Raw genomic sequence first — 18,411 nt, forward strand, 5'->3', positions numbered from 1 at the left:
TTTGCCTCAGAGTTTGACGTTGAGGCCGACCATCACGGTCGGCGCCATCTTCCAGGCCGATTGCACGTATTCCTGCTGGCGGCCGATGCGGTACTCGTAGCCCTGCCCGGTCAGGTTCAGCACGTCCAGGCTCAGCGCCACGGAGGGCGATACCTCCCAGCCCAGCTTCAGGTCGACGCGGTCCAACGCCTGCTGGTATCGGTTGCGATAGAACTCCAGCTGGTTGGTGTAGTTGGGGTAACGGTCGTCCCACAGCACACCGGTGTGGTTCCAGGCCAGCGAGGCGCTCAGCGGACCCCGCGCATAGTTGAGCGCCAGATTCCACAGCTGCTTGGGCTGCTGCGGCAGCACCGACAGCGTCGTACGGCTGCCGTCGCCCAGTACCACCGGGTAGTCCACGTCCAGCAACGTGACATTGGTGCTCACCGACAGGCCGTTCAGCGCGGGCAGCCAGGGCCCGAGTTCCTTGATCGCGCTCAGTTCGAGGCCGCGCAGCCGTACTGGCCGGTCCACGTTGCGGGGCTGCGTGACCAGCACCTGCTGGCCGTCGAGGGACTGCAGCTGGCCGTAGCGGAAGATTTCATCGTGGATGGTCTTGTGGAACAGCGCGATCGACAGCAGGCTGCCGCCATCGTCGAAGGTCCAGTCGTGGCCGAGATCCAGATTCAGTGCGCGACGCGGTTGCAGGTCAGGGTTGCCCTGGTTGAGCGTGGGCGGCGTGCTGCTGAGTGTCAGCACGCCGCCGTTCAGCGCCATCTGGTCCAGGCGCGGGCGCCCGATCGAGCGCGAGACGCCGAAGCGCAGGGTGCCGTTGGCGCTGGTCTGCCACTGGCCGGCGAGCGACGGCAACCAGTTGCGATAGCGGCGCAAGGCACCGACCGGGCTCCATGTCGATCCGCTCAGTTGCAGTCCGTCGCTGCCGAAACGGGTCTGTTCCAAGCGCACGCCGCCGGCCAGGCGCCAGCGCTCGCCACGCCATTGCGCCTGGGCGAAGCCGGCGCGCACCTGTTCGTCCACGGCGTAGCTGCCGCTGTTCTGCGCGGCGGTGTCCACCACGCCACGTGCCTGGCCGGCGACGGCATCCCAGCGTGCGTCGGCAAGGGCCGGATCGATGGTCGGCATCGGCGTATTGCAGCCCAGCCCGCAGGTCGAATCGCCCAGCACGTCCGCCAGGGTGTAGGGTAGCCCGCTCCAGGTGGTGCGCTGGAAGGACGTGCGCATGTGCGTACGCACCTGTCGCATGCCCCATGCCACGCCTAATCCACGACTGTCCTCGTCCATGTTGCGGCGCAATTCCAATTGCAGATCGCTGACCCGCTCGGCGTAGCGGGTGCGTTCCTGCTGGTGATAGAGGTTGGCGTAGCGCGTCGGGTCGTCGGCCAGCGCCGGATTCAGTGCGGTGAACGCGAGCAGGCTGTCGCTCCAATCGAACGCGTAGCCCAAGCGGTTTTGTTGGAAACGGTCCCAGGTCTGCGGGTTGTCCACCGTGGCGCGCGAGGTGCTGGCGCGCAGTGCGCCGCGCCACTGCGCCGGCAGTTCGGCCAGCAGTTCGCCGTTGAGCCCGGTCAGTCCGCGCTTCCAGCGCAATTGGCCCAGTTCGACAAGCTGATTGAGATTGTCCAGTGTTCCGCTGTCGGTGCCGGTGCGAACCAGGCGCGCGCTGTTCTGCACCTGCGCGACCTCGGCGTCGCGGTCGGAGGTCTCGCGCTGACGGAAGCGATAGCCGGCGAGATGGCCGCTGAGCGGGCCATCCGGTTGCCAATCCAGGCGCATGGTCAGTCCGCGGCGCTCGCGGGTGTTGTCGTAGTTGTACCAACGCCGCTCGCTGGGCACTGCGGTGCCGACGCCGCCATAGGCCATGGCGGAGCGCGTACCGTCGGCGTTGTACCAGTTCAGGCCGCTTCCGTTTTCCTCCTGTGGTACCGAGATCACGCGGCGCCAGACGCTGGCCGCGCCCAGGAACGCGAATTCGTCGTTGCGACCGAAGCGCTTGCTCCACTTCAGTTCGCTTTCGCCGGCCGGCGTGCGCCCGCCGTAGCGCTGTCCCATGAGGTTGACGCCCCCCTTGGCCGCGGCGGTGAGCAATCCATCGGGCCGCTCGAAGCCGCTTTCGGTGACCAGATCGGTGACGCCGCCGATCGCGCCGCCGTCGTTTTCCGGCAATAGCGATTTCACCACGTCGATGCGATCGACGAAATTGGCCGGCAGCACGTCCATCAGCGCCTGGCGGCTGCCGATATCGTTGCTGGCGAACGCGAAGCCGTCGATCAACATGCTGTTGTAGTTGCCGTTGAGACCGCGCACCGTCACATAGCGCGGTTCGCCCTGGTACTCCACCGTGCTCACGCCGGCGACCCGGCGCAGCGCGTCGCCGACGTTGAAGTCCGGCAACTGCCCGATGCTGTCGGCGGCGATCGAATCCACGATGGTGGAAGCCCCCTGCTTGGTAGCGATGGCGCGCGTGTTCTGCGATTGGAACGAGGTGCGGACCTGCACTGCATCCATGGTCTTCGCATCCTCGTCGGCCTGCAGCGCATCGGCGTACGCTGGCGATGCCAACGGCAGGACGCCGGCCAGCGCCAGGCGAAGTGCCAGCGACAGAACCGACGGAGAGGAGGCGTCGGGCGAGCGGAAGACGCAAAGGGGATGAGGCGGCGGCAGACGCATGGCACGATCCAGTCTTGGGCGGCCCCAGAGTGGTGGCCGAAGATGTATTAAATTAAGTTGGTTAATTAAAAGAAATATGACAAAGCCCCCGCTGTCGCTTCGCGTGTCTGGCTTCTTCGCCAACGCCGCTGTCCGTCCGCAGTACCGCCGCCGCAGCGACGGCAACGTCGCCGGGACCAGCGAGCGCATGCTGCTGGACTTGGTCCGCCGCGCGGGGCAGCTTGAGCGTGCCGATCTGCCCCGCGCCAGCGGACTCAGCGTGCCGGGGACTAAGGGCATCCTTGATCCGTTGGTCGCGCACGGCCTGCTGCAACTGGGTCCATCGCTGCGTCGCGGTCGTGGCCAGCCGAGTCGCCTGGTGCGTTTGGTGCCGGATTACGCGTACAGCGTCGGCGTGTCGTTGACGGTCGATGGCATCGCGGTGCTGTTGATCGACTTCGCCGGGCAGATCCGTGGGATGCGTCAGTTCACTGCATTCCCGCTCACGTTGGCTGACGTGCGCATGCAGTTGCCGGCGATGGTGGAGGAACTGCTACAGGCCGCTGCTGTGGACCGACAGCGCCTGTTCGGCGTTGGTCTGAGCATGACCGGACCGCGCATCGGCGAGGGCGCGCGCGTCAACCCACCGCTGTCGCTGGCATCGGATTGGGTAGAGGTCGAACTGGACCGGCTCGTCGCCGATTGCCTGCAGTTGCCGGTCTGGATGGACAACGACGCCCATTGCGCGGCTCTGGCGGAGGCGGTGTATGGGATCGGCCGTCGAACGCCGGACCTGGTCTATCTGTACATCGGCGACGGATTCGCCGCGGGCGTGATCGCCGACGGCGGCGTGTGCCGCGGCGCGCACGGCAATGCTGGCGAACTGGGTCGTATTTCGGCCACCACCGGCATGGCACGGCCGACGCTGGAGAGCCTGCGCGAGGCGCTGGTCGCCGACGGTCACGCGCTGCCGGACCTGCATGCGATGCTGCAGCAGTACGACCCGGCGTGGCCGCAGATCGACGCTTGGCTGGATGCCGTGCAATCGACGGTGACGCTGGCGGTGGCGGCAACCATTGCGCTGATCGATCCGCCGGTGATCGTGTTCGGTGCGCGCCTGCCTGCCGATCTTGCGCGAAGGCTGATCGCCCGCATTGCGTTCGAGTCGGCTCCGCGGCGTGGCATCGCATCGCCGTATCCCACACTGCTGGTCGGCGAAGTCCAAGCGCATGCCACGGTACTGGGCGCGGCGATGCTGCCGTTCAAGGAGACGCTGTTCTAGGGTGTGTCATCCATCCCCGCGCAACCGCGGCCCTTCGGGTTGGGCCTGGCAGGCATGCTGCCGCTGCTGACGGTTTCGCGTCGCGGAGCGGACTGTGGCGCGTTGGCGCCTCAGCGCAACAAGTGCTGCGGCACTTCGATCTCGGTGGCCACGGCGAGGTGGTCGGAGAAGGCGGCGGGCACCGCGCGCTGTTCGTTGCAGCGCAGGCCGTCGCTGACCAGGATGTGGTCGATGGCGCGCTGCGGGCGCCAGCTGGGGAAGGTCGGCACCACGCAGCCCGGCGGTTGCAGCCGGGTGCGCTGGTACAGGAACTGCATTTCCGGGCGGTCGGCGACGCAGTTGAAGTCGCCCATCAACACCACGTTGGGATGATCGGACAGCAACTCGGCGATGAAGGCCAGCTGCGCCGCGCGCGAGTTGGCGCCCAGCGACAGATGCGCCACCGCCACCGCCAGGCCTTCGGCGCCGTTGCCGAACTTGGCCAGCAACACGCCGCGCCCGCCGAGCCGGCCGGGCAGGGCGTGGTCCTGCACTTCCACCGGCTCCAGCCGGCTGAGCAGGCCGTTGGCGCTGGAGGCCACGCCGCCCACGCGGCGGTTCGGCTGGTGGCTCCAGTAGTTGAAGCCGGCGCGCTCGGCCAGGTAGTGGGTCTGGTTGGTGAAGCCCGAGCGCAGGCTGCCGGGGTCTGCTTCCTGCAGGCCGACGATGTCGTGGTCGCTGGCCAACTGCGCGATCGCGTCCAGGCTGCTGCGCTTGCGCCCGGCCGGCAGCGCGTGCGACCAGCTGCGGGTCACGTAGTCGCTGTAGCGGCGCGTGCTGGAACCGGCCTGGATGTTGGCGGTCAGCACGCGCAGGGTGCGGGTGGCGGGAGCGGTCACGGCGGTGCGGCCCGGGGCGGACGGCTTACTTGGCCATCGCCGCGCGCTCGCGCGCGATCAGGTGATCGGCCACGCGCAGCATGTCGTCGTAGCTCTTGCCCTTGACCAGGTACTTGCCGTTGATGATCAGCGACGGCGTGCCGGTGATGCCGCTGCGGGTGGCGAACTGCTTGGCGCGGTTGGTCTTGGTGGCCACCGCGAAGCTGCCCATGGTGTCGGCGAACTGCTTCGGGTCCACACCGTACTTGGCGTAGAAGTTGGCGATGTCCTGCACCGAGTCGCGGCCGCGCTCGCCCTTCAGGGTCTCGTCGACGTGGATCGCCTTGTACAGCGCCTCGTGGGTCTTCTCCTGCACGCCCAGCGCCTCGGCGGCGTAGAACGCGCGGGCGTAGTCGTCCCAGGTACCGCCGAACATCGCCGGCACATAGACGAAGCGCACGTCCGACGGCAGGCCGGCCTTCCACGGGCCGATCAGCGGCTGGAAGCGCGCGCAGGCCGGGCAGACGTAGCCGAAAATCTCGGCCACCTCGATCTTGCCGTTGGTCGGCTGGAACGGCTGGCCGCCCGCGATGTCGACGTAGTCGGTGCCGGCGACCGGCTCGGGGCCGTTCGGGGTCTTGGCGGCGACCGGCTTGGCGGCGGCGTTGTCGGCTTCCGTGGCGGCAGGCTGTGCAGCGGCATCGGCGGTGGTGGCCGCGGGCGCGGCCGGCGTCTCGGCAGGCGCAGCGGCGGCATCGTTGCCGGCGGCGGGCGCGGCAGCCGGGGCGGCAGCGGTGCCGGAGGCAGGGGCGACGGTGTCGGCAGTGCCGTCCTGGGCCTTGCATGCCACCAGGATCGGCAGCAGGGCCATCAGGGTCAGGGCGAAGCGGGTCTTCATCGGCGACATCTCCAGCAGGATGGGGACAAATGCCGGACGCGCCGCAAGCGCGGTCCGGCCACCCCGTCATGATGCCATGGCGCGGATGAAGCGCCGTACGCCGATTACTTGCCTGCGCGCTCGCGGGCGATCAACGCGTCGGCGATGCGCAGCATGTCCTCGAAGTTCTTGCCCTTGACCAGGTACTTGCCGTTGACGATCAGTGCCGGGGTGCCGGAGATGTCGGCGCGCACGGCGAAATCGCGCGCGGCCTTCACCTGCGCGGCGACCTGCGGACTCTGGTAGGCGGCGATGAAGGCCTGCGGCGTGACCCCGAAGCCGGCGTAGAACGTGGCCAGTTCCTCCGGCGCCACGTTCTGCACCGGCACGCTGCGCTTGTCGTGGATGGCCTCGAACATGGCGCGGTGGCTGCGGCTCTGCACGCCCAACTGCTGCGCGGCGTAGAAGGCGCTGGCGAAGTTGTCCCAGTAGCCGCCGAATGCCGCCGGCACCAGGGTCAGGCGCACGTCCTTGGCCTGCTTGCCCGCCCATTCTTCCAGCAGCGGCTCGAAGTGCGCGCAATGCGGGCAGGTATAGCCGAACACTTCCACCACCTCGATCTTGCCGGCCAGCGGCGCGAACGGCTTGGGATTGGCGATCAGCGTGTAGTCCTCCCCTTCCACCGCGGTGGCGGACTTGGGTTGCGCGCAGGCGCTCAACGGCAGCAGGGCGAGCAGGCACAACAGCAGGCGGGGCAGACGGTTCATGCGATCTCCAATGGCAAAAACGAACGCCGGTCGTCGGGACCGGCGCGAGGGGGAACGGGCCGGCGCCGCCGCGGCGGCGCTCGGTCAGGATTGTTGCGGTGGCGCCGGCTGCTGTGGCGTCGCCGCGGCCGGGGCCGCCTGCGCGGCGGCCGCGTCGTCGGCACGGTCGTGCAGGCCCTGCAGGTAGCTGCCCAGCGCCTTGATCTCCTGGTCGGTCAGCGGCTTGGCCACCTGCGCCATGATCTTGAACATCGTCGGATCGCGCTCCTGGGTGGTGCCGGCCTGGTATTCCTGCAGGCGCCGCGCCACGTAATCGGCGTGCTGGCCGCCCAGATGCGGATAGGCCGGACCCGGGTTGCCGGCGCCGGCCGGGCCGTGGCAGGCCATGCACGCGGGAATGCCGCGGGTCGCGTCGCCGCCGCGATACAGCTGCTGGCCGACCTCGTAGAACTTCATGCCCGCGTAGGGACCGTCGGCGATCACCGCGTCGTCGGCGATGCCGGCGCCGGCCTTCTGCGTGGCGAAATAGGCGCCGATGTCGCGCATGTCCTGCGCGCTCAGTGGCTGCACGAATGGCACCATCGCCGCGACCGCGCCGCTGGTGCGCTCGCCGTGGGCGATCAGCGCCATCTGCCGCGCGCTGTAGCGCTCCACCTGGCCGGCGATGCGCGGATACATGGCGATCGCGGGGTTGCCGTCCGCGCCGTGGCAGGCGGCGCAGGCCGCGGCCTTGGCCTGGCCGGCCTTGGGGTCGCCCCAGGCGGCCTTGCCGATGTCGCCCTCCAGCGGCGTGGTGCGCACCGGCGCGTGGTCGGGAATAGGAACCACCGAGGTCTGCGCGAACGCGACCGCGGCGGCGACGGAAACCGCTAGACCGGCAAAGGCAAGAACGCGAGCGTGGCGCATTGCTGAAGCTCCGTATGACCCGACCCCGCGGCTGCCGGACGGCGACCGCACTCGCGCGATTATCGGCATGCCGCGGCCCGGCGGTCAACGAAGCCCGCCCGGGGCCCTGGACGTGCGATCCTAGGGGGATGTCGCTGATCCTAGAACGTGCCCACTATCTGTTGTCCGCCCACAATGCCCGCCAGTTGCCGGACGACGGCGGCTGGGAAGTGGCGTTCGCCGGCCGCTCCAACGCAGGCAAGTCCAGCGCGCTGAACGCGCTGACCCGGCAGAACGCGCTGGCCCGCGTGTCCAAGACGCCCGGCCGCACCCAGCAGCTGGTGTTCTTCCAGGTCCAGCCCGAGCGCTACCTGGTGGACCTGCCCGGTTACGGCTACGCCAAGGTGCCGCAGGAACTGCAGGCGCACTGGCAGAAGTTCATCGACACTTATTTCCGTACCCGCGAAGCCCTGCGCGGGCTGGTGGTGGTGATGGACATCCGTCATCCGCTGAAGGACTACGACCGGCAGATGCTGGGCTACGCCGCCCAGCGCGGGCTGCCCGCGCACGCGCTGCTGACCAAGGCCGACAAGCTCGGCCGTGGTCAGCAGGCGCAGGTGCTGCAGCAGGTGCGCAAGGAGCTGACCAGCGCGTTCGGCGATACGGTCAGTGTGCAGACCTTTTCCGGCGAGACCCGCCAGGGCGTGGACGAAGCACGCGGCATCGTCGGCCGCTGGCTGGGGCTGGAGACGGAGCCGACTGCCGCGGAGTGAGCGCGGCGGTGCTGGCAGCCAAACTCCGCGAGACGCTTCGCGCCGTACCCTCACCCCAACTCCTCTCCCGGTGGGAGAGGGGCTAACAGCTGTTCCTTCTCCCATCGGGACCATGGCCCCCTTTTCGGGGGAAGGTGCCCCGAAGGGGCGGATGAGGGTACGGGCGGAGCCTAGTGCACTCAAACTCCGCGAGACGCTTCGCGCCTGACCCTCACCCCAACCCCTCTCCCGGCGGGAGAGGGGCTAGTGGCCGTTCTTCGCTCCAAAGTTAGAAAACCGGCCTCAAGGCGCGGCCGGCAACGGCGAGAATTCGGTCGGCACCCAGGCGAACGCCTCACCCTCGCGCCGCACGTGGCCCAGTCCCGGGAACGGCAGGTGCGCGCCGGCCACCCACCAGCCGTGGTCCGCAGCCTGCGCCAGCATGTGCTTGCGCGCGGCGATCGCCGCATCGCGGTCGCTGTCGGACTCGAACGACGCCTGCGGCTGCGCGAACTGCACCGCGTGGTAGTGCACCAGATCGCCCCACACCAGCAGTTGCTGCCCCGCACCACCGTCGAAGCGGTACGACACGTGCCCGGGCGTGTGGCCGTGGGTATCCAGCGCCACCGCGCCGCCGGGCAGCGCGTCGCCGGGGCGGAAACGGCGCAGCCGCTGCGCAGCCTGGTATGGCGCCACCGCCGCACGCGCCAGCGGGAAGGCGAAGCGCAGTGCCTGCGGCGCCCCGGCCTCGCTGACCGGGTCCAGCCAGTACGCCGCGTCGGCGGCGCTCAGCCACACCGTCGCCTTGGGATAGGCGGGCTGGCCCTGCGCGTCCAGCAGGCCGCACAGGTGATCGGGATGGGCGTGGGTGAGCAGCACGTCGTCGACCTGCTCGGGCGCGTAGCCGGCCGCGCGCAGGTTGGCCAGCACCTGGCCGAGGCCGGGGCCGAAACAGGTCGCGGTGCCGGTATCGACCAGGGTCAGGTGCGTGCCGTCCTGGATCAGATAGGCGTTGACCGCGGTCTGCAGGCCCTTGTCGTTCTCCGGCACATAGCGGTGGTCGAGCAGGCGTGCGATTGCCTCCGGCGGAATGTTCGCCAGCTCCGCGCGCGACAGCGCCACGGTGCCGTCGAACAGGGCGGTGACGCGCAAGCGGCCGATCGCCTGGCGATAGACGCCGGGCACCTGCGTCTGGGCGCTGGCCGGCGCGGCGGCGTGGGCGGAGGACGGCAGCGCCAGCGCCGCGCTGGCGCTCAGGGCCAGCGCGCACAGCGCGCGCAACGGGAACACGGACATGGGGATTTCCTGGCAGAGCGGCGTGCGCCGCGGTAACGGCATGCTGCGCCGGCGCCGCTGCGCGATTCGCTCATTCCGCTGCGCGCGGCGCTCAATGCCCGGCGTGTATCAGTTGCCGATGCTGGCAGGATCCAGGCCATAGCGCTGCTGGAAGCGTTGGCTGAAACTGCGCACCGAGCGGTAACCGGCGTGCGCGGCGACCGTCTTCAACGGCCAGCGCGTGGTGTACAGCAGTTGCATCGCGTGCGCCAGGCGCGCATCGGTGAGCAGCTCGCGCAACGAGGTGCGTTCGCCGGCCAGGTGCCGGCGCAGGGTCGCGCCGCTGAGGCCCAGACGCTCCTCGATGTCGCGCGAACGCCAGTCGCGTTGCGGCTGCGCGGCGATCAGGTCGCGCACCTGCGCGGCCACGCTCGGCGCCGGCGGCAGCAGCAGGCCGCCGTGGCCGCGCCGGCACAGCGCCAGCACCAGGGTCGCCAGCGCCAGCCGCGCCTCGGTGTAGCGGCCGTCCTGCAGCGCCTGCCGCCATTGCAGCAGGGTGCTGCCGAACTCCTCGGCGCGCAGGCGTGCGAGCTCCGCGCCGGCGACGGGCAGCGGTTCGTTCCACAGCACGCGCGCCGCGCTCAGCGCTTCCTCGCACAGCGGCACCAGCACGCTCAGGTACAGGCCGCTGTGCGGATCCGGGATGTTGACCACATCGATGCGGCAGCGCCGCGTCACCAGGAACAGGTCGCCCGGCACGAAGTCCAGGGTCTGTGTCGCGGTGCGCACCTGCTTGCGTCCCTGCAGCAGGATCGCCAGGTGCGGCTGCGGGATCTCCACGGAGCGCGCGCCGTGCTCGCGGCGCGCGGTGATGCAGGCGTAGCCCTCGGCCTGCGTGCAGTCGGCCAGGCTGGCCAGGCGCGCCAGCAGCAAGGCGTCGGGGGAAGTGGTGTCGGCCATGGCCGTGATGCTAGCGCAGCGCGGTGCGCGTGCGCTTAGAGTAAGCGCCGGGCCGCTCCGTCGCAGCCGGCAGGACCAGCACGACGATGCTGGTGCCGGCCCGCAAACTGCCGGTCTCGGCGCGACGCAGGCCGCTTCCCCGCGGGTTGGCCGTCCGCGCCGCGGACAGCGACGCATATCGCCTCAAAGTGCATTACACACTTTAGCCAGCGGCGATCGAGAGAACCGGAGCGCCCGACGCCATGCCGGATGAGACTTTGGACTGGCTAACAAAAGGTCGCGAGCAGTCGCCATGCCGGCGCAAGTGGTACACGAGGATTCCGAGTACTGCACGCGCCCGGCTGGCGGCTGCGCAGTCGTTGTGTCAGCCACTCTTACCCGGGAGGTTGCATGACCTCGATGGTGATCCCGTCGGGTCCGCTGACATAGGCAACGACGGTTCCCACGCGTGGCCCGGCCTCGATAGGCCGCGGCGATCCTTTCAAGTGCCATCCCTGCGCCTGGATCCTGGCGACAGCCATGTCGATATCCGTCACGGTGACGGCGAGATGGGCCGCGCCGATCGCGCCAGCGCTTGCGGGTGTCTTGCCCAACGTGCGGGCTGTCGAGTATTCCAGCAGCTCGATGGGAAAGCCGGCAGGGGATACCACCAGCGCCATGCGGCAACGAGGATCGTCGACGCCCGTTACCTCGCGCAGGAAATCGCCGCCCATTTCGCCTGTGCGGACAAGTTCGAAGCCCATGGCCTCAGTCCAGAACGCGATCGCCTCCTCCAGCGATGAAACGGAAAATCCCACGTGGTCGACGACGAAGGTGCCAGTGTTGATTTTCAGTACTCCAGGTCAGGTTGCGTTCTGAACGACGGGCGTGCGCTTGCCTTGCATTTCGGGGAAAACGCTGCCGGCCATGCCGGCCATGCCGGTGATGCTATCAGTACGGGGCGCGCCCGCTCAGACATGCACGCCGAACACATGCCCGATCGCACCGCTGGCGAGCATCGCCGCCGCGCCCCAGAACACCACCCGCACCGCGCCGCGCAGGCCTGAGGCGCCGCCGGCACGCGCGGCCAGCGCGCCGGTCAGCGACAGACCGATCAGGGTCGCCGCGCCGGTCACCCACAATTGCCGGCCGTCCGGCGCCAGCCAGGCGGCCACGATCGGCAGCGCCGCGCCGGTGCAGAAAGCGGCCGCCGATGCGGCCGCCGCCTGCAGCGGGCGCGCACGCAGGCTCTCGGTGATGCCGAGTTCGTCGCGCGCGTGCGCGCCCAGCGCATCGTGCGCGGTCAACTGCTCGGCGACCTGGCGGGCGAGGCCGGGTTCTAGTCCGCGCTGACGATAGATCGCGGTGAGTTCGTCCAGTTCGCTCTGCGGATCCTCGTGCAGCTCGCGGCGTTCCAGCGCCAGGTCGGCGCGCTCGGTGTCGGCCTGCGATTGCACCGACACGTATTCGCCGGCGGCCATCGACATCGCGCCGGCGACCAGGCCGGCGATGCCGGTGGTCAGCACCGTGGCCGCCGACGCGCCGCTGCTGGCGACGCCGACCACCAGGCCGGCCACGGACAGGATGCCGTCGTTGGCGCCGAGCACGGCCGCGCGCAGCCAGCCGGCGCGGTCGGTGCGATGGCGTTCGGAGTGGGTCGGGCGCATGGCGCTGCCTGCGGCGGAGCGGGAAGGAGACCGCAGCCTAGCCGAGCCGGCGCCGCGATCGCTTGCTGCGTCTCACTCTCGACGCCGTCAGCGGCGCGGCCATGGAATGCTGCAGTGCCGCCGGTAGCGACGCGGGCCCCGCCCCCGGCACGCTATAGTGCGGGCCTTGCGATGGCAGGGGATGGTCCCCACATCGCCTCACCCGCCGTGCGAGTCCTGCCCTTGTCGAGCCCCAGCCACGTTGCCGAGACGCCGATCACCGACCGCGCCGAACTGGTCGAGGTGCTTGCCTCCGGAGAAAAACCCGAAGCGCAGTGGCGCATCGGCACCGAGCACGAGAAGTTCGGCTTCCGGCTGGACGACCTGCGGCCGCCGACCTTCGACGGCGAGCGCGGCATCGAGGCGCTGCTGCTGGGCCTGACCCGCTTCGGCTGGGAGCCGGTGCGCGAAGCCGGGCACACCATCGCCCTGCTGCGCGATGGCGCCTCGGTGACGCTGGAGCCGGCCGGTCAGCTGGAACTGTCCGGCGCGCCGCTGCCGACCATCCACGACACCTGCGTCGAAGTGGGCAGCCACCTCAACGAGGTCAAACAGGTCGCCGACGAACTGGGCCTGGGTTTCCTGGGCATGGGCTTCCAGCCGAAGTGGCGCCGCGACGAGATGCCGTGGATGCCCAAGGGCCGCTACCAGATCATGAAGCACTACATGCCAAAGGTCGGTTCGCTCGGCCTGGACATGATGACGCGCACCTGCACGGTGCAGGTCAACCTGGATTACGCCAGCGAAGCGGACATGATCCGGAAGTTCCGCGTGTCGCTGGCGCTGCAGCCGATCGCCACCGCGCTGTTCGCCGACTCGCCGTTCGCCGAGGGCAAGCCCAACGGCTACCTCAGCTACCGCTCGCATATCTGGACCGACACCGACGCCGACCGCACCGGCATGCTCGACTTCGTGTTCGAGGACGGCTTCGGCTACGAGCGCTACGTCGATTACCTGCTCGACGTGCCGATGTACTTCTCCTACCGCGACGGCACCTACATCGACGCCAGCGGGCAGAGCTTCCGCGACTTCCTGCAGGGCAAGTTGCCGGCCTTGCCCGGTGCGTTGCCGACGCTGCGCGACTGGTCCGACCACATGACCACCGCGTTCCCGGAAGTGCGCCTGAAGAAGTACCTGGAAATGCGCGGTGCCGATGCCGGTCCGTGGGGCCGGTTGTGCGCGCTGTCGGCGTTCTGGGTCGGCCTGCTGTATGACGACGCGGCGCTGGACGCTGCCTGGGACCTGGTCAAGGATTTCAGTCTGGTCGAACGCCACGCGCTGCGCGACGGCGTGCCGAAGCAGGCGCTGAAGCTGCCGTTCCGCAACGGCACCGTGCAGGATCTGGCTGCCGAGGCGGTGAAGATCGCCCTGTCCGGCCTGCGCCGGCGCGCGCGCCTGAACCGCGACGGCCAGGACGAATCGCGCTTCCTCGAACCGCTGGTGGAAATCCTGCATGGCGGCGAGACCGCGGCCGAGCGCAAGCTGGCGCTGTACCACGGCGCCTGGCAGGGTGACATCGACCACGTGTTCCGCGAGTTCGCGTACTGAGCGAAGCGCCGCGCGCCCGCAGGCCAGCAGGACGATGACCGCGATCGAGGACATGGCGGGCCTGTTCCAGGATGAGCCGCCCACATGGGGCGGCCGTGGCGATCCGTATCTTTGGGAGGAGATGGCGTCGACCCTGGCCGGCGTGCCGCTGCCGGCGACATCCGTGCAGTGCGAGGCGCTGCTCACCGACACCTTCGCGCGCCTGGTCGGCACGGCGCTGGACGACGCCTCTGTCGAGTCCGTCTTCGTGCCGCGCCTCAGCCATGGCGGCATGTCCTCGGGATACGTCAGCCTGGTGTTCTGGCGGGCGACCGCGCTGCCGCTGTTGCTGGCGCGTCATGCCGAGGCTGTGGCGCAGCGACATGCGGTTGCCATAGCGCCGCAAACGCCGCCATGGTGGCGACGGTTATGGCCTTCGCGCTAGACCTTGCTGCCGCCCATCCGCGCCCTGGTCACGTCCCAGGCCGGGCAGCCACGCGTCGATGGAGCGCTGCTGTACGCCGTCACTGACCTGGCCGAACGCCATGCGACCTTCGAGGTCGCGCGCTGCCTGCCGGGCCATGTGCTGATCGGCGACGACAGCGGCGGCCAGGGCGTGCTGGTTGCGTTGGCCGGACCTGCGTATCCCGTCTTTCTCTGCGATCTGGGCGCCCTGGCGAGGCAGAGCGCGCGCCGCTTGCGGCGTCGTTGCAGGACTGGGTGGCGGCGGGAAGCCCGCTTTTGTCGTAGTCGGCCGGCCGGTTGCGCAATGTAAGCTGGTATCGCGCGCACTATGCGTGGTGGGGGAATGCCGTCGCTATTGCGATCCGAGCGAGAGGCGCTTGTGGTGCCGGGGAGGTCGTCATTGGGGGGATGCATGAAACTGAAGATCGTTGGTGTGGTGTTGCTCGTTGCCTTTGCCGTTTCCGCCTGCGGTCTGCAGAAGCAGGCCGATGCCAAGTTCGGCGACCAGCATTTCAAGACGGTGGTGTCGTTGGTTGAACTGTACAAGCTGCGTACCGGGTCTTATCCCGCGTCGTTGGCCGACCTCACCTTCACCGGTGATTGGGATCAGATCGCCATTGCGTCGGTCCAGTACCGGAAGCTGGACGAGGGCTACGAACTCGATCTTGTGCGGGGATGGGTGGGGCGCCCGGATCTGCACTATCCGCCGGCATTCTGGAAAGGGCTTGGCCTGCGCAAATCCAACCTCCAGCACGCGCCGTAATGGCACCAGGCACGTCTTCGCGAGCGGTCGTAAAGCGCACAAGCGTTCGACGGCGTCTTTTCGAACGCATTGCGCTCGTGATGGCGGCGCTCGGCTGCATGGCATCCGCCCATGCGACCAGCCAATGCCCCGCCGACTTCGGTCCCAAGGATCCGCTCATCGATCTGCTCGGATGGGCGGTGGTCGCCAGCGGCGTGGTGCTGGGCGGCTGGCTGTGCGTGCACGTGGTGCGGCGCTCGCGCGGGCTGCGCCGATGGCGGCGGGTGGCGGTCGTGCTGGCCGGCGTCGTGGCGATGCTGCTGCTGTGGGGCGGCGGCCTGGTGCTGGCGATTGCGTGGTTCTTCATGCGGTGCTAACACTGCCGGCCTCGGTGCGTGCGCGCCGGGTCCGCGGTCCGCGGAGCCACGGACCACGCCAGCAGGGGACACCGATGACCGATCCGTACAATTCCTCGCCGCCGCGTGCGGCGGTCTCGCCACTGAACGATGCGATGGTGACCACCGCGCTGGAGCTTCCCGGCCACCGGATCGTGCGCAATCTGGGCATCGTGCGCGGCATCACCGTGCGCTCGCGCTCCATCGTCGGCAATTTCCTGGGCGGGCTGCAGACGCTGTTCGGCGGCAACATCACCATCTATACCGAGCTGTGCGAGCAGGCGCGCCTGGAGACCTACCGGGACATGCTGCAGCACGCGCGGCAGATGGGCGGCAATGCCATCGTCGCGGTGCGCTACGACGCCACCGAGCTGATGGCCGGCCTGACCGAGGTGCTGTGTTACGGCACGGCCGTGGTCGTCGAGCCGAACCAGCGCTGAGTCGATCGACGTGCGGCGGTACGGCGGCGCGCCCGGCTCAGCCGCCGACCGCCTGGCACGGCAGCCGCACGCTGACCCGCAGGCCGCCCTCGGCGCGGTTGTCCAGGGCGATCTGGCCGCCATGCGCCAGCACGATGCTGTGCGCCACCGACAGGCCCAGGCCGATGCCGCCGGTGTCGCGGTTGCGCGAGTTCTCGCCGCGGAAGAACGGCAGGAACAGCTTCTCGCGCTGTGCGGGATCGATGCCGGGGCCGTCGTCGTCGATCCACAGCACGCATTCGCCGGCCTCGTGACGCAGCTGCAGGCGTGCGCGCTTGCCGTATTTCAGCGCGTTCTCCACCAGGTTCATCACCATGCGCCGCAGCGACAGCGGGTCGCCGTCGAGGGTGATGGCGTCGCCGAGCAGCAGCACCACGTCGGCGCCGGTGTCGCTGGCGTCGTCGACCACGCTTTCCACCAGCAGGCGGAAATCCAGCGGCGAGCGGGTGCCGCGGCGGCTGTCGTTGTGGATGAAGTCCAGCGCCGCGGAGATCATCGCCTTCATCTCGTCGATGTCGGCCATGGTCTTCTCGCGCAGCGGCGGCTGCAGGGTCTCCAGGCGGAACGCCAGCCGCGCCAACGGCGTGCGCAGGTCGTGGGCGATCGCCGCGACCATGTGCGTGCGCTCGTTGATCAGCCGGTTCAGGCGCGCCTGCATCGCATTGAACGAATCGGCCGCCTGCACGATCTCGCTGGGGCCGCTGCGCCGCAGCGGCTGCGCGTCGGGATTGCGGCCGAGCTGGTCGGCGGCCTCGGCGAAGCGCCGGATCGGCGCAGACAGCGCCCGCGAGAACCACCAGGCCAGCGGCAGCATCGCCAGCATGCCGACCAGGAACAGCATCACCACCTGGGTCTTGAATTCGTTGGAGAACCGGCGTGGCGGCGACATCACGCTGCGCCAGTGCCCGTCGGGCTGGCGCAGTGCCGCGGTGAAGCCGTCCAGCAGCGGTACTGCCGGGGCGAAGCCGCGTTCGCGCCACCCCACGGCGCGCATGGTCGCGCCGAAGGCGCCATTGCGCGGTGCCTCGCCCGGCGCGGGCGGCGGCTCCAGCGGCGGCGGTTGCTGCGCGGTGGCTGGGGGTGACATCTCCGCGGGTGCGGGGACGTCGTCGTCGGCGGCCATGGCATGCGGCGGCGGCGGCGGGCGTTCGCCCAGGCGCAGGCGCAGGCGTTCCAGGCGGCCGTCGCTGTTGCGGTAGAAGCGCACCTGGTCCGGCGCGACTTCCAGCCAGTGCGCCATCAACCGTTCCACGTTGCGGTCGCGCACCTGGTCGCGCGCCGGCAGCGGCGCATGGGCGGTGTCCTGCACCTTGAGTGTCTGGGTGCCGGCCGGCATGCGCGTGCTGAGCAGGGCGATCACCTCCGGCGGGTGCACCGGCATCTCGTAGACCGGCGTGCGCAGCACCAGGGCGATGCCGATCAGCTGCGCGGTGAGCAGCGCCACCACCAGCAGCAGGAAGGCGCGGGCGAAGATCGGCACGCCGCGGCGGGCGCGCGAGGGCCCGCTCACAGGCGGGCGACGCTCGGCAGCAGCATGTAGCCCTCGTTGCGCACGGTGCGGATCAGTTCGGTCTGCACGCGCTCGTTGATCTTGCGGCGCAGGCGGCTGATCTGGCTGTCGATGGCGCGGTCGTAGACCTCGGTATCGCGTCCGCGCGCGTAGTCGAGCAGCTGGTCGCGGCTGAGCACGCGCTGCGGATGCTCGACGAAGGTGCGCAGCAGCGCGAATTCGCCGTCCGAGAGATTGATGAAGATGCCGGTGGGATCGCGCAGGTCGCGGCGGATCACGTCCAGCCGCCAGCCGGCGAACTCGTAGACGTTGCCGCGCGCTTCCGGCGGCAGCGTCGCCGCCTGGCTGCGCCGCAGCAGGGCGCGCACCCGCGCCAGCAGCTCGCGCGGGTTGCACGGCTTGGCCAGGTAGTCGTCGGCGCCCACTTCCAGGCCGATGATGCGGTCGGTATCGCTGCCCAGCGCGCTGAGCATGATCACCGCCGGCGCGCCGCGCTCGCTGGCGAGCTGGCGGGCGGCGCTGAGGCCGTCCTCGCCGGGCATCATCACGTCCAGGATCACCAGGTCCGGCTGGCGCTCGGCCATCCGCAGGCGCATCTCCGCCACGGTCTCGGCGGTGTCCACCTGATAGCCGTGGTCGCTCAGGAACTCGCTGATGAGTCGGCGCAGATCCGGATCGTCGTCGACGACCAGAATGAAGGATTTCATGTCCACGATCTTGAAGGGCGGCCACACGGGAATTCGCCCAGTCTAGACGTGGCCGCGGCTGCCTGGAACTGGGGGCGGGCAGGGACGTGGCCACCGGCACCGGGGCCCGCGCATGAACGCATGGCCATCATAGGCAGCGGCGGCGGCGCGAACATGGCGGTTTCGTGTCCTTGGCCGACACGCATTGCCATGCGCCGGCACCCGCGCGGCGGGGGCGTCCGGCCGCAGCCGGGCCGGCCAGGATGGGGGCGTAGCGGCGCGGGCGTTTTCTTTTTTCGAAGGCAGGAATACTATCCCCCAGTATAGTTCCCGAGCGCCCGCCACATGCCGCACGCCCCGCACGAAAAGAAGCGCGTCCTCGCCCGCATCCGCCGCCTGCGCGGTCAGACCGAAGCGTTGGAACGCGCGCTGGAGGAGGGGACCGACTGCGCTGCTGTGCTGCAGCAAATCGCCGCCATCCGCGGCGCGGTCAACGGCCTGATGTCGGAAGTGATGCAGGCGCACGTCCGCGAGGAATTCGGCCATGCCGCCACCTCCGAGGCGCAGCGCGCCGCGCGCGTGCGCGAGATGGCGATGCTGGTCCGCTCCTACCTCAAATGA

At 69.5% G+C, this 18,411-nt stretch carries 18 protein-coding genes and 2 pseudogenes; 8 read left to right on the forward strand and 12 right to left on the reverse strand.

Translation table 11 applies throughout. The features are described 5' to 3' along the window. Positions 1-6: 6 nt before the first annotated feature. Positions 7-2,667: a TonB-dependent receptor gene (locus tag AC1PMG_RS04245; protein ID WP_481110773.1), complete on the reverse strand. Its 2,661-nt coding sequence runs from the start codon at positions 2,665-2,667 to the stop codon at positions 7-9. Between the two features lie 103 nt (positions 2,668-2,770). On the opposite strand from AC1PMG_RS04245, the gene AC1PMG_RS04250 reads away from it, so the two are divergent. Further along, positions 2,771-3,928: an ROK family protein gene (locus AC1PMG_RS04250; RefSeq protein WP_481111606.1), complete on the forward strand. Its 1,158-nt coding sequence runs from the start codon at positions 2,771-2,773 to the stop codon at positions 3,926-3,928. Positions 3,929-4,038: 110 nt separating this feature from the next. On the opposite strand, the gene AC1PMG_RS04255 is transcribed toward AC1PMG_RS04250, so the two are convergent. The 4 genes from AC1PMG_RS04255 to AC1PMG_RS04270 form a co-directional block, all read right to left on the reverse strand. Further along, positions 4,039-4,806, reverse strand: coding sequence for an endonuclease/exonuclease/phosphatase family protein (locus AC1PMG_RS04255; protein ID WP_160961706.1), 768 nt, complete (start codon positions 4,804-4,806; stop codon positions 4,039-4,041). Between the two features lie 25 nt (positions 4,807-4,831). Beyond that, positions 4,832-5,683 (reverse strand): thiol:disulfide interchange protein DsbA/DsbL, encoded by an 852-nt coding sequence (locus AC1PMG_RS04260; protein WP_481110774.1) that lies wholly within the window; start codon positions 5,681-5,683, stop codon positions 4,832-4,834. A gap of 104 nt (positions 5,684-5,787) precedes the next feature. After that, complete coding sequence (locus tag AC1PMG_RS04265) at positions 5,788-6,429, reverse strand: thiol:disulfide interchange protein DsbA/DsbL (protein ID WP_481110775.1); 642 nt, start codon at positions 6,427-6,429, stop codon at positions 5,788-5,790. Positions 6,430-6,513: 84 nt separating this feature from the next. Further along, positions 6,514-7,335, reverse strand: a complete 822-nt coding sequence (locus AC1PMG_RS04270) for a c-type cytochrome (RefSeq protein ID WP_342072936.1) — start codon at positions 7,333-7,335, stop codon at positions 6,514-6,516. 128 nt (positions 7,336-7,463) lie between these two features. On the opposite strand from AC1PMG_RS04270, the gene yihA reads away from it, so the two are divergent. Then, positions 7,464-8,087, forward strand: coding sequence for a ribosome biogenesis GTP-binding protein YihA/YsxC (gene yihA / locus AC1PMG_RS04275; protein ID WP_342072935.1), 624 nt, complete (start codon positions 7,464-7,466; stop codon positions 8,085-8,087). Positions 8,088-8,369: 282 nt separating this feature from the next. Here the strand turns inward: yihA and AC1PMG_RS04280 are convergent, their stop codons facing one another. From AC1PMG_RS04280 to AC1PMG_RS04295, 4 genes are all read right to left on the reverse strand, one after another. Next, the gene (locus tag AC1PMG_RS04280) at positions 8,370-9,362 is read right to left on the reverse strand and encodes an MBL fold metallo-hydrolase (protein WP_481110776.1); all 993 of its coding nucleotides are present in this window, start codon (positions 9,360-9,362) and stop codon (positions 8,370-8,372) included. A 108-nt stretch (positions 9,363-9,470) separates the two neighbouring features. After that, positions 9,471-10,301: a helix-turn-helix transcriptional regulator gene (locus AC1PMG_RS04285; RefSeq protein ID WP_481110777.1), complete on the reverse strand. Its 831-nt coding sequence runs from the start codon at positions 10,299-10,301 to the stop codon at positions 9,471-9,473. 374 nt (positions 10,302-10,675) lie between these two features. Continuing rightward, entirely contained in the window at positions 10,676-11,134 is a 459-nt protein-coding gene (locus AC1PMG_RS04290; RefSeq protein ID WP_284468795.1) for a VOC family protein, read from the reverse strand. 117 nt (positions 11,135-11,251) lie between these two features. Beyond that, entirely contained in the window at positions 11,252-11,947 is a 696-nt protein-coding gene (locus AC1PMG_RS04295) for a VIT1/CCC1 transporter family protein (RefSeq protein ID WP_152239622.1), read from the reverse strand. A 222-nt stretch (positions 11,948-12,169) separates the two neighbouring features. On the opposite strand from AC1PMG_RS04295, the gene AC1PMG_RS04300 reads away from it, so the two are divergent. The 5 genes from AC1PMG_RS04300 (at position 12,170) to AC1PMG_RS04320 (ending at position 15,555) form a co-directional block, all read left to right on the forward strand. Continuing rightward, complete coding sequence (locus tag AC1PMG_RS04300) at positions 12,170-13,534, forward strand: glutamate--cysteine ligase (protein WP_481110778.1); 1,365 nt, start codon at positions 12,170-12,172, stop codon at positions 13,532-13,534. Positions 13,535-13,568: 34 nt separating this feature from the next. After that, complete coding sequence (locus AC1PMG_RS04305) at positions 13,569-13,958, forward strand: hypothetical protein (RefSeq protein WP_481110779.1); 390 nt, start codon at positions 13,569-13,571, stop codon at positions 13,956-13,958. Positions 13,959-14,390: 432 nt separating this feature from the next. Continuing rightward, positions 14,391-14,741 carry a hypothetical protein gene (locus AC1PMG_RS04310; RefSeq protein ID WP_481110780.1) on the forward strand — a complete coding sequence of 117 codons (351 nt, stop codon included), beginning with the start codon at positions 14,391-14,393 and terminating at the stop codon, positions 14,739-14,741. A 98-nt stretch (positions 14,742-14,839) separates the two neighbouring features. Next, on the forward strand, positions 14,840-15,097 hold the full coding sequence (locus AC1PMG_RS04315) for a hypothetical protein (protein ID WP_481110781.1): 258 nt from the start codon (positions 14,840-14,842) through the stop codon (positions 15,095-15,097). Positions 15,098-15,171: 74 nt separating this feature from the next. Continuing rightward, positions 15,172-15,555: a YbjQ family protein gene (locus AC1PMG_RS04320; protein WP_017912004.1), complete on the forward strand. Its 384-nt coding sequence runs from the start codon at positions 15,172-15,174 to the stop codon at positions 15,553-15,555. A 37-nt stretch (positions 15,556-15,592) separates the two neighbouring features. Here the strand turns inward: AC1PMG_RS04320 and AC1PMG_RS04325 are convergent. The 3 genes and pseudogenes from AC1PMG_RS04325 to AC1PMG_RS04335 all read right to left on the reverse strand — a co-directional run. After that, positions 15,593-16,552, reverse strand: a pseudogene (locus AC1PMG_RS04325) (ATP-binding protein); the annotation flags it as partial. Between the two features lie 224 nt (positions 16,553-16,776). Beyond that, positions 16,777-17,104: pseudogene (locus AC1PMG_RS04330) on the reverse strand (two-component sensor histidine kinase); the annotation flags it as partial. Further along, positions 17,101-17,811 (reverse strand): response regulator, encoded by a 711-nt coding sequence (locus AC1PMG_RS04335; protein WP_153750682.1) that lies wholly within the window; start codon positions 17,809-17,811, stop codon positions 17,101-17,103. The pseudogene AC1PMG_RS04330 and the gene AC1PMG_RS04335, both read right to left, overlap by 4 nt. A 324-nt stretch (positions 17,812-18,135) precedes the next feature. On the opposite strand from AC1PMG_RS04335, the gene AC1PMG_RS04340 reads away from it, so the two are divergent. Further along, positions 18,136-18,411, forward strand: coding sequence for a metal/formaldehyde-sensitive transcriptional repressor (locus AC1PMG_RS04340; protein WP_342072923.1), 276 nt, complete (start codon positions 18,136-18,138; stop codon positions 18,409-18,411).

This window comes from Xanthomonas sp. NCPPB 2250, assembly GCF_056725265.1.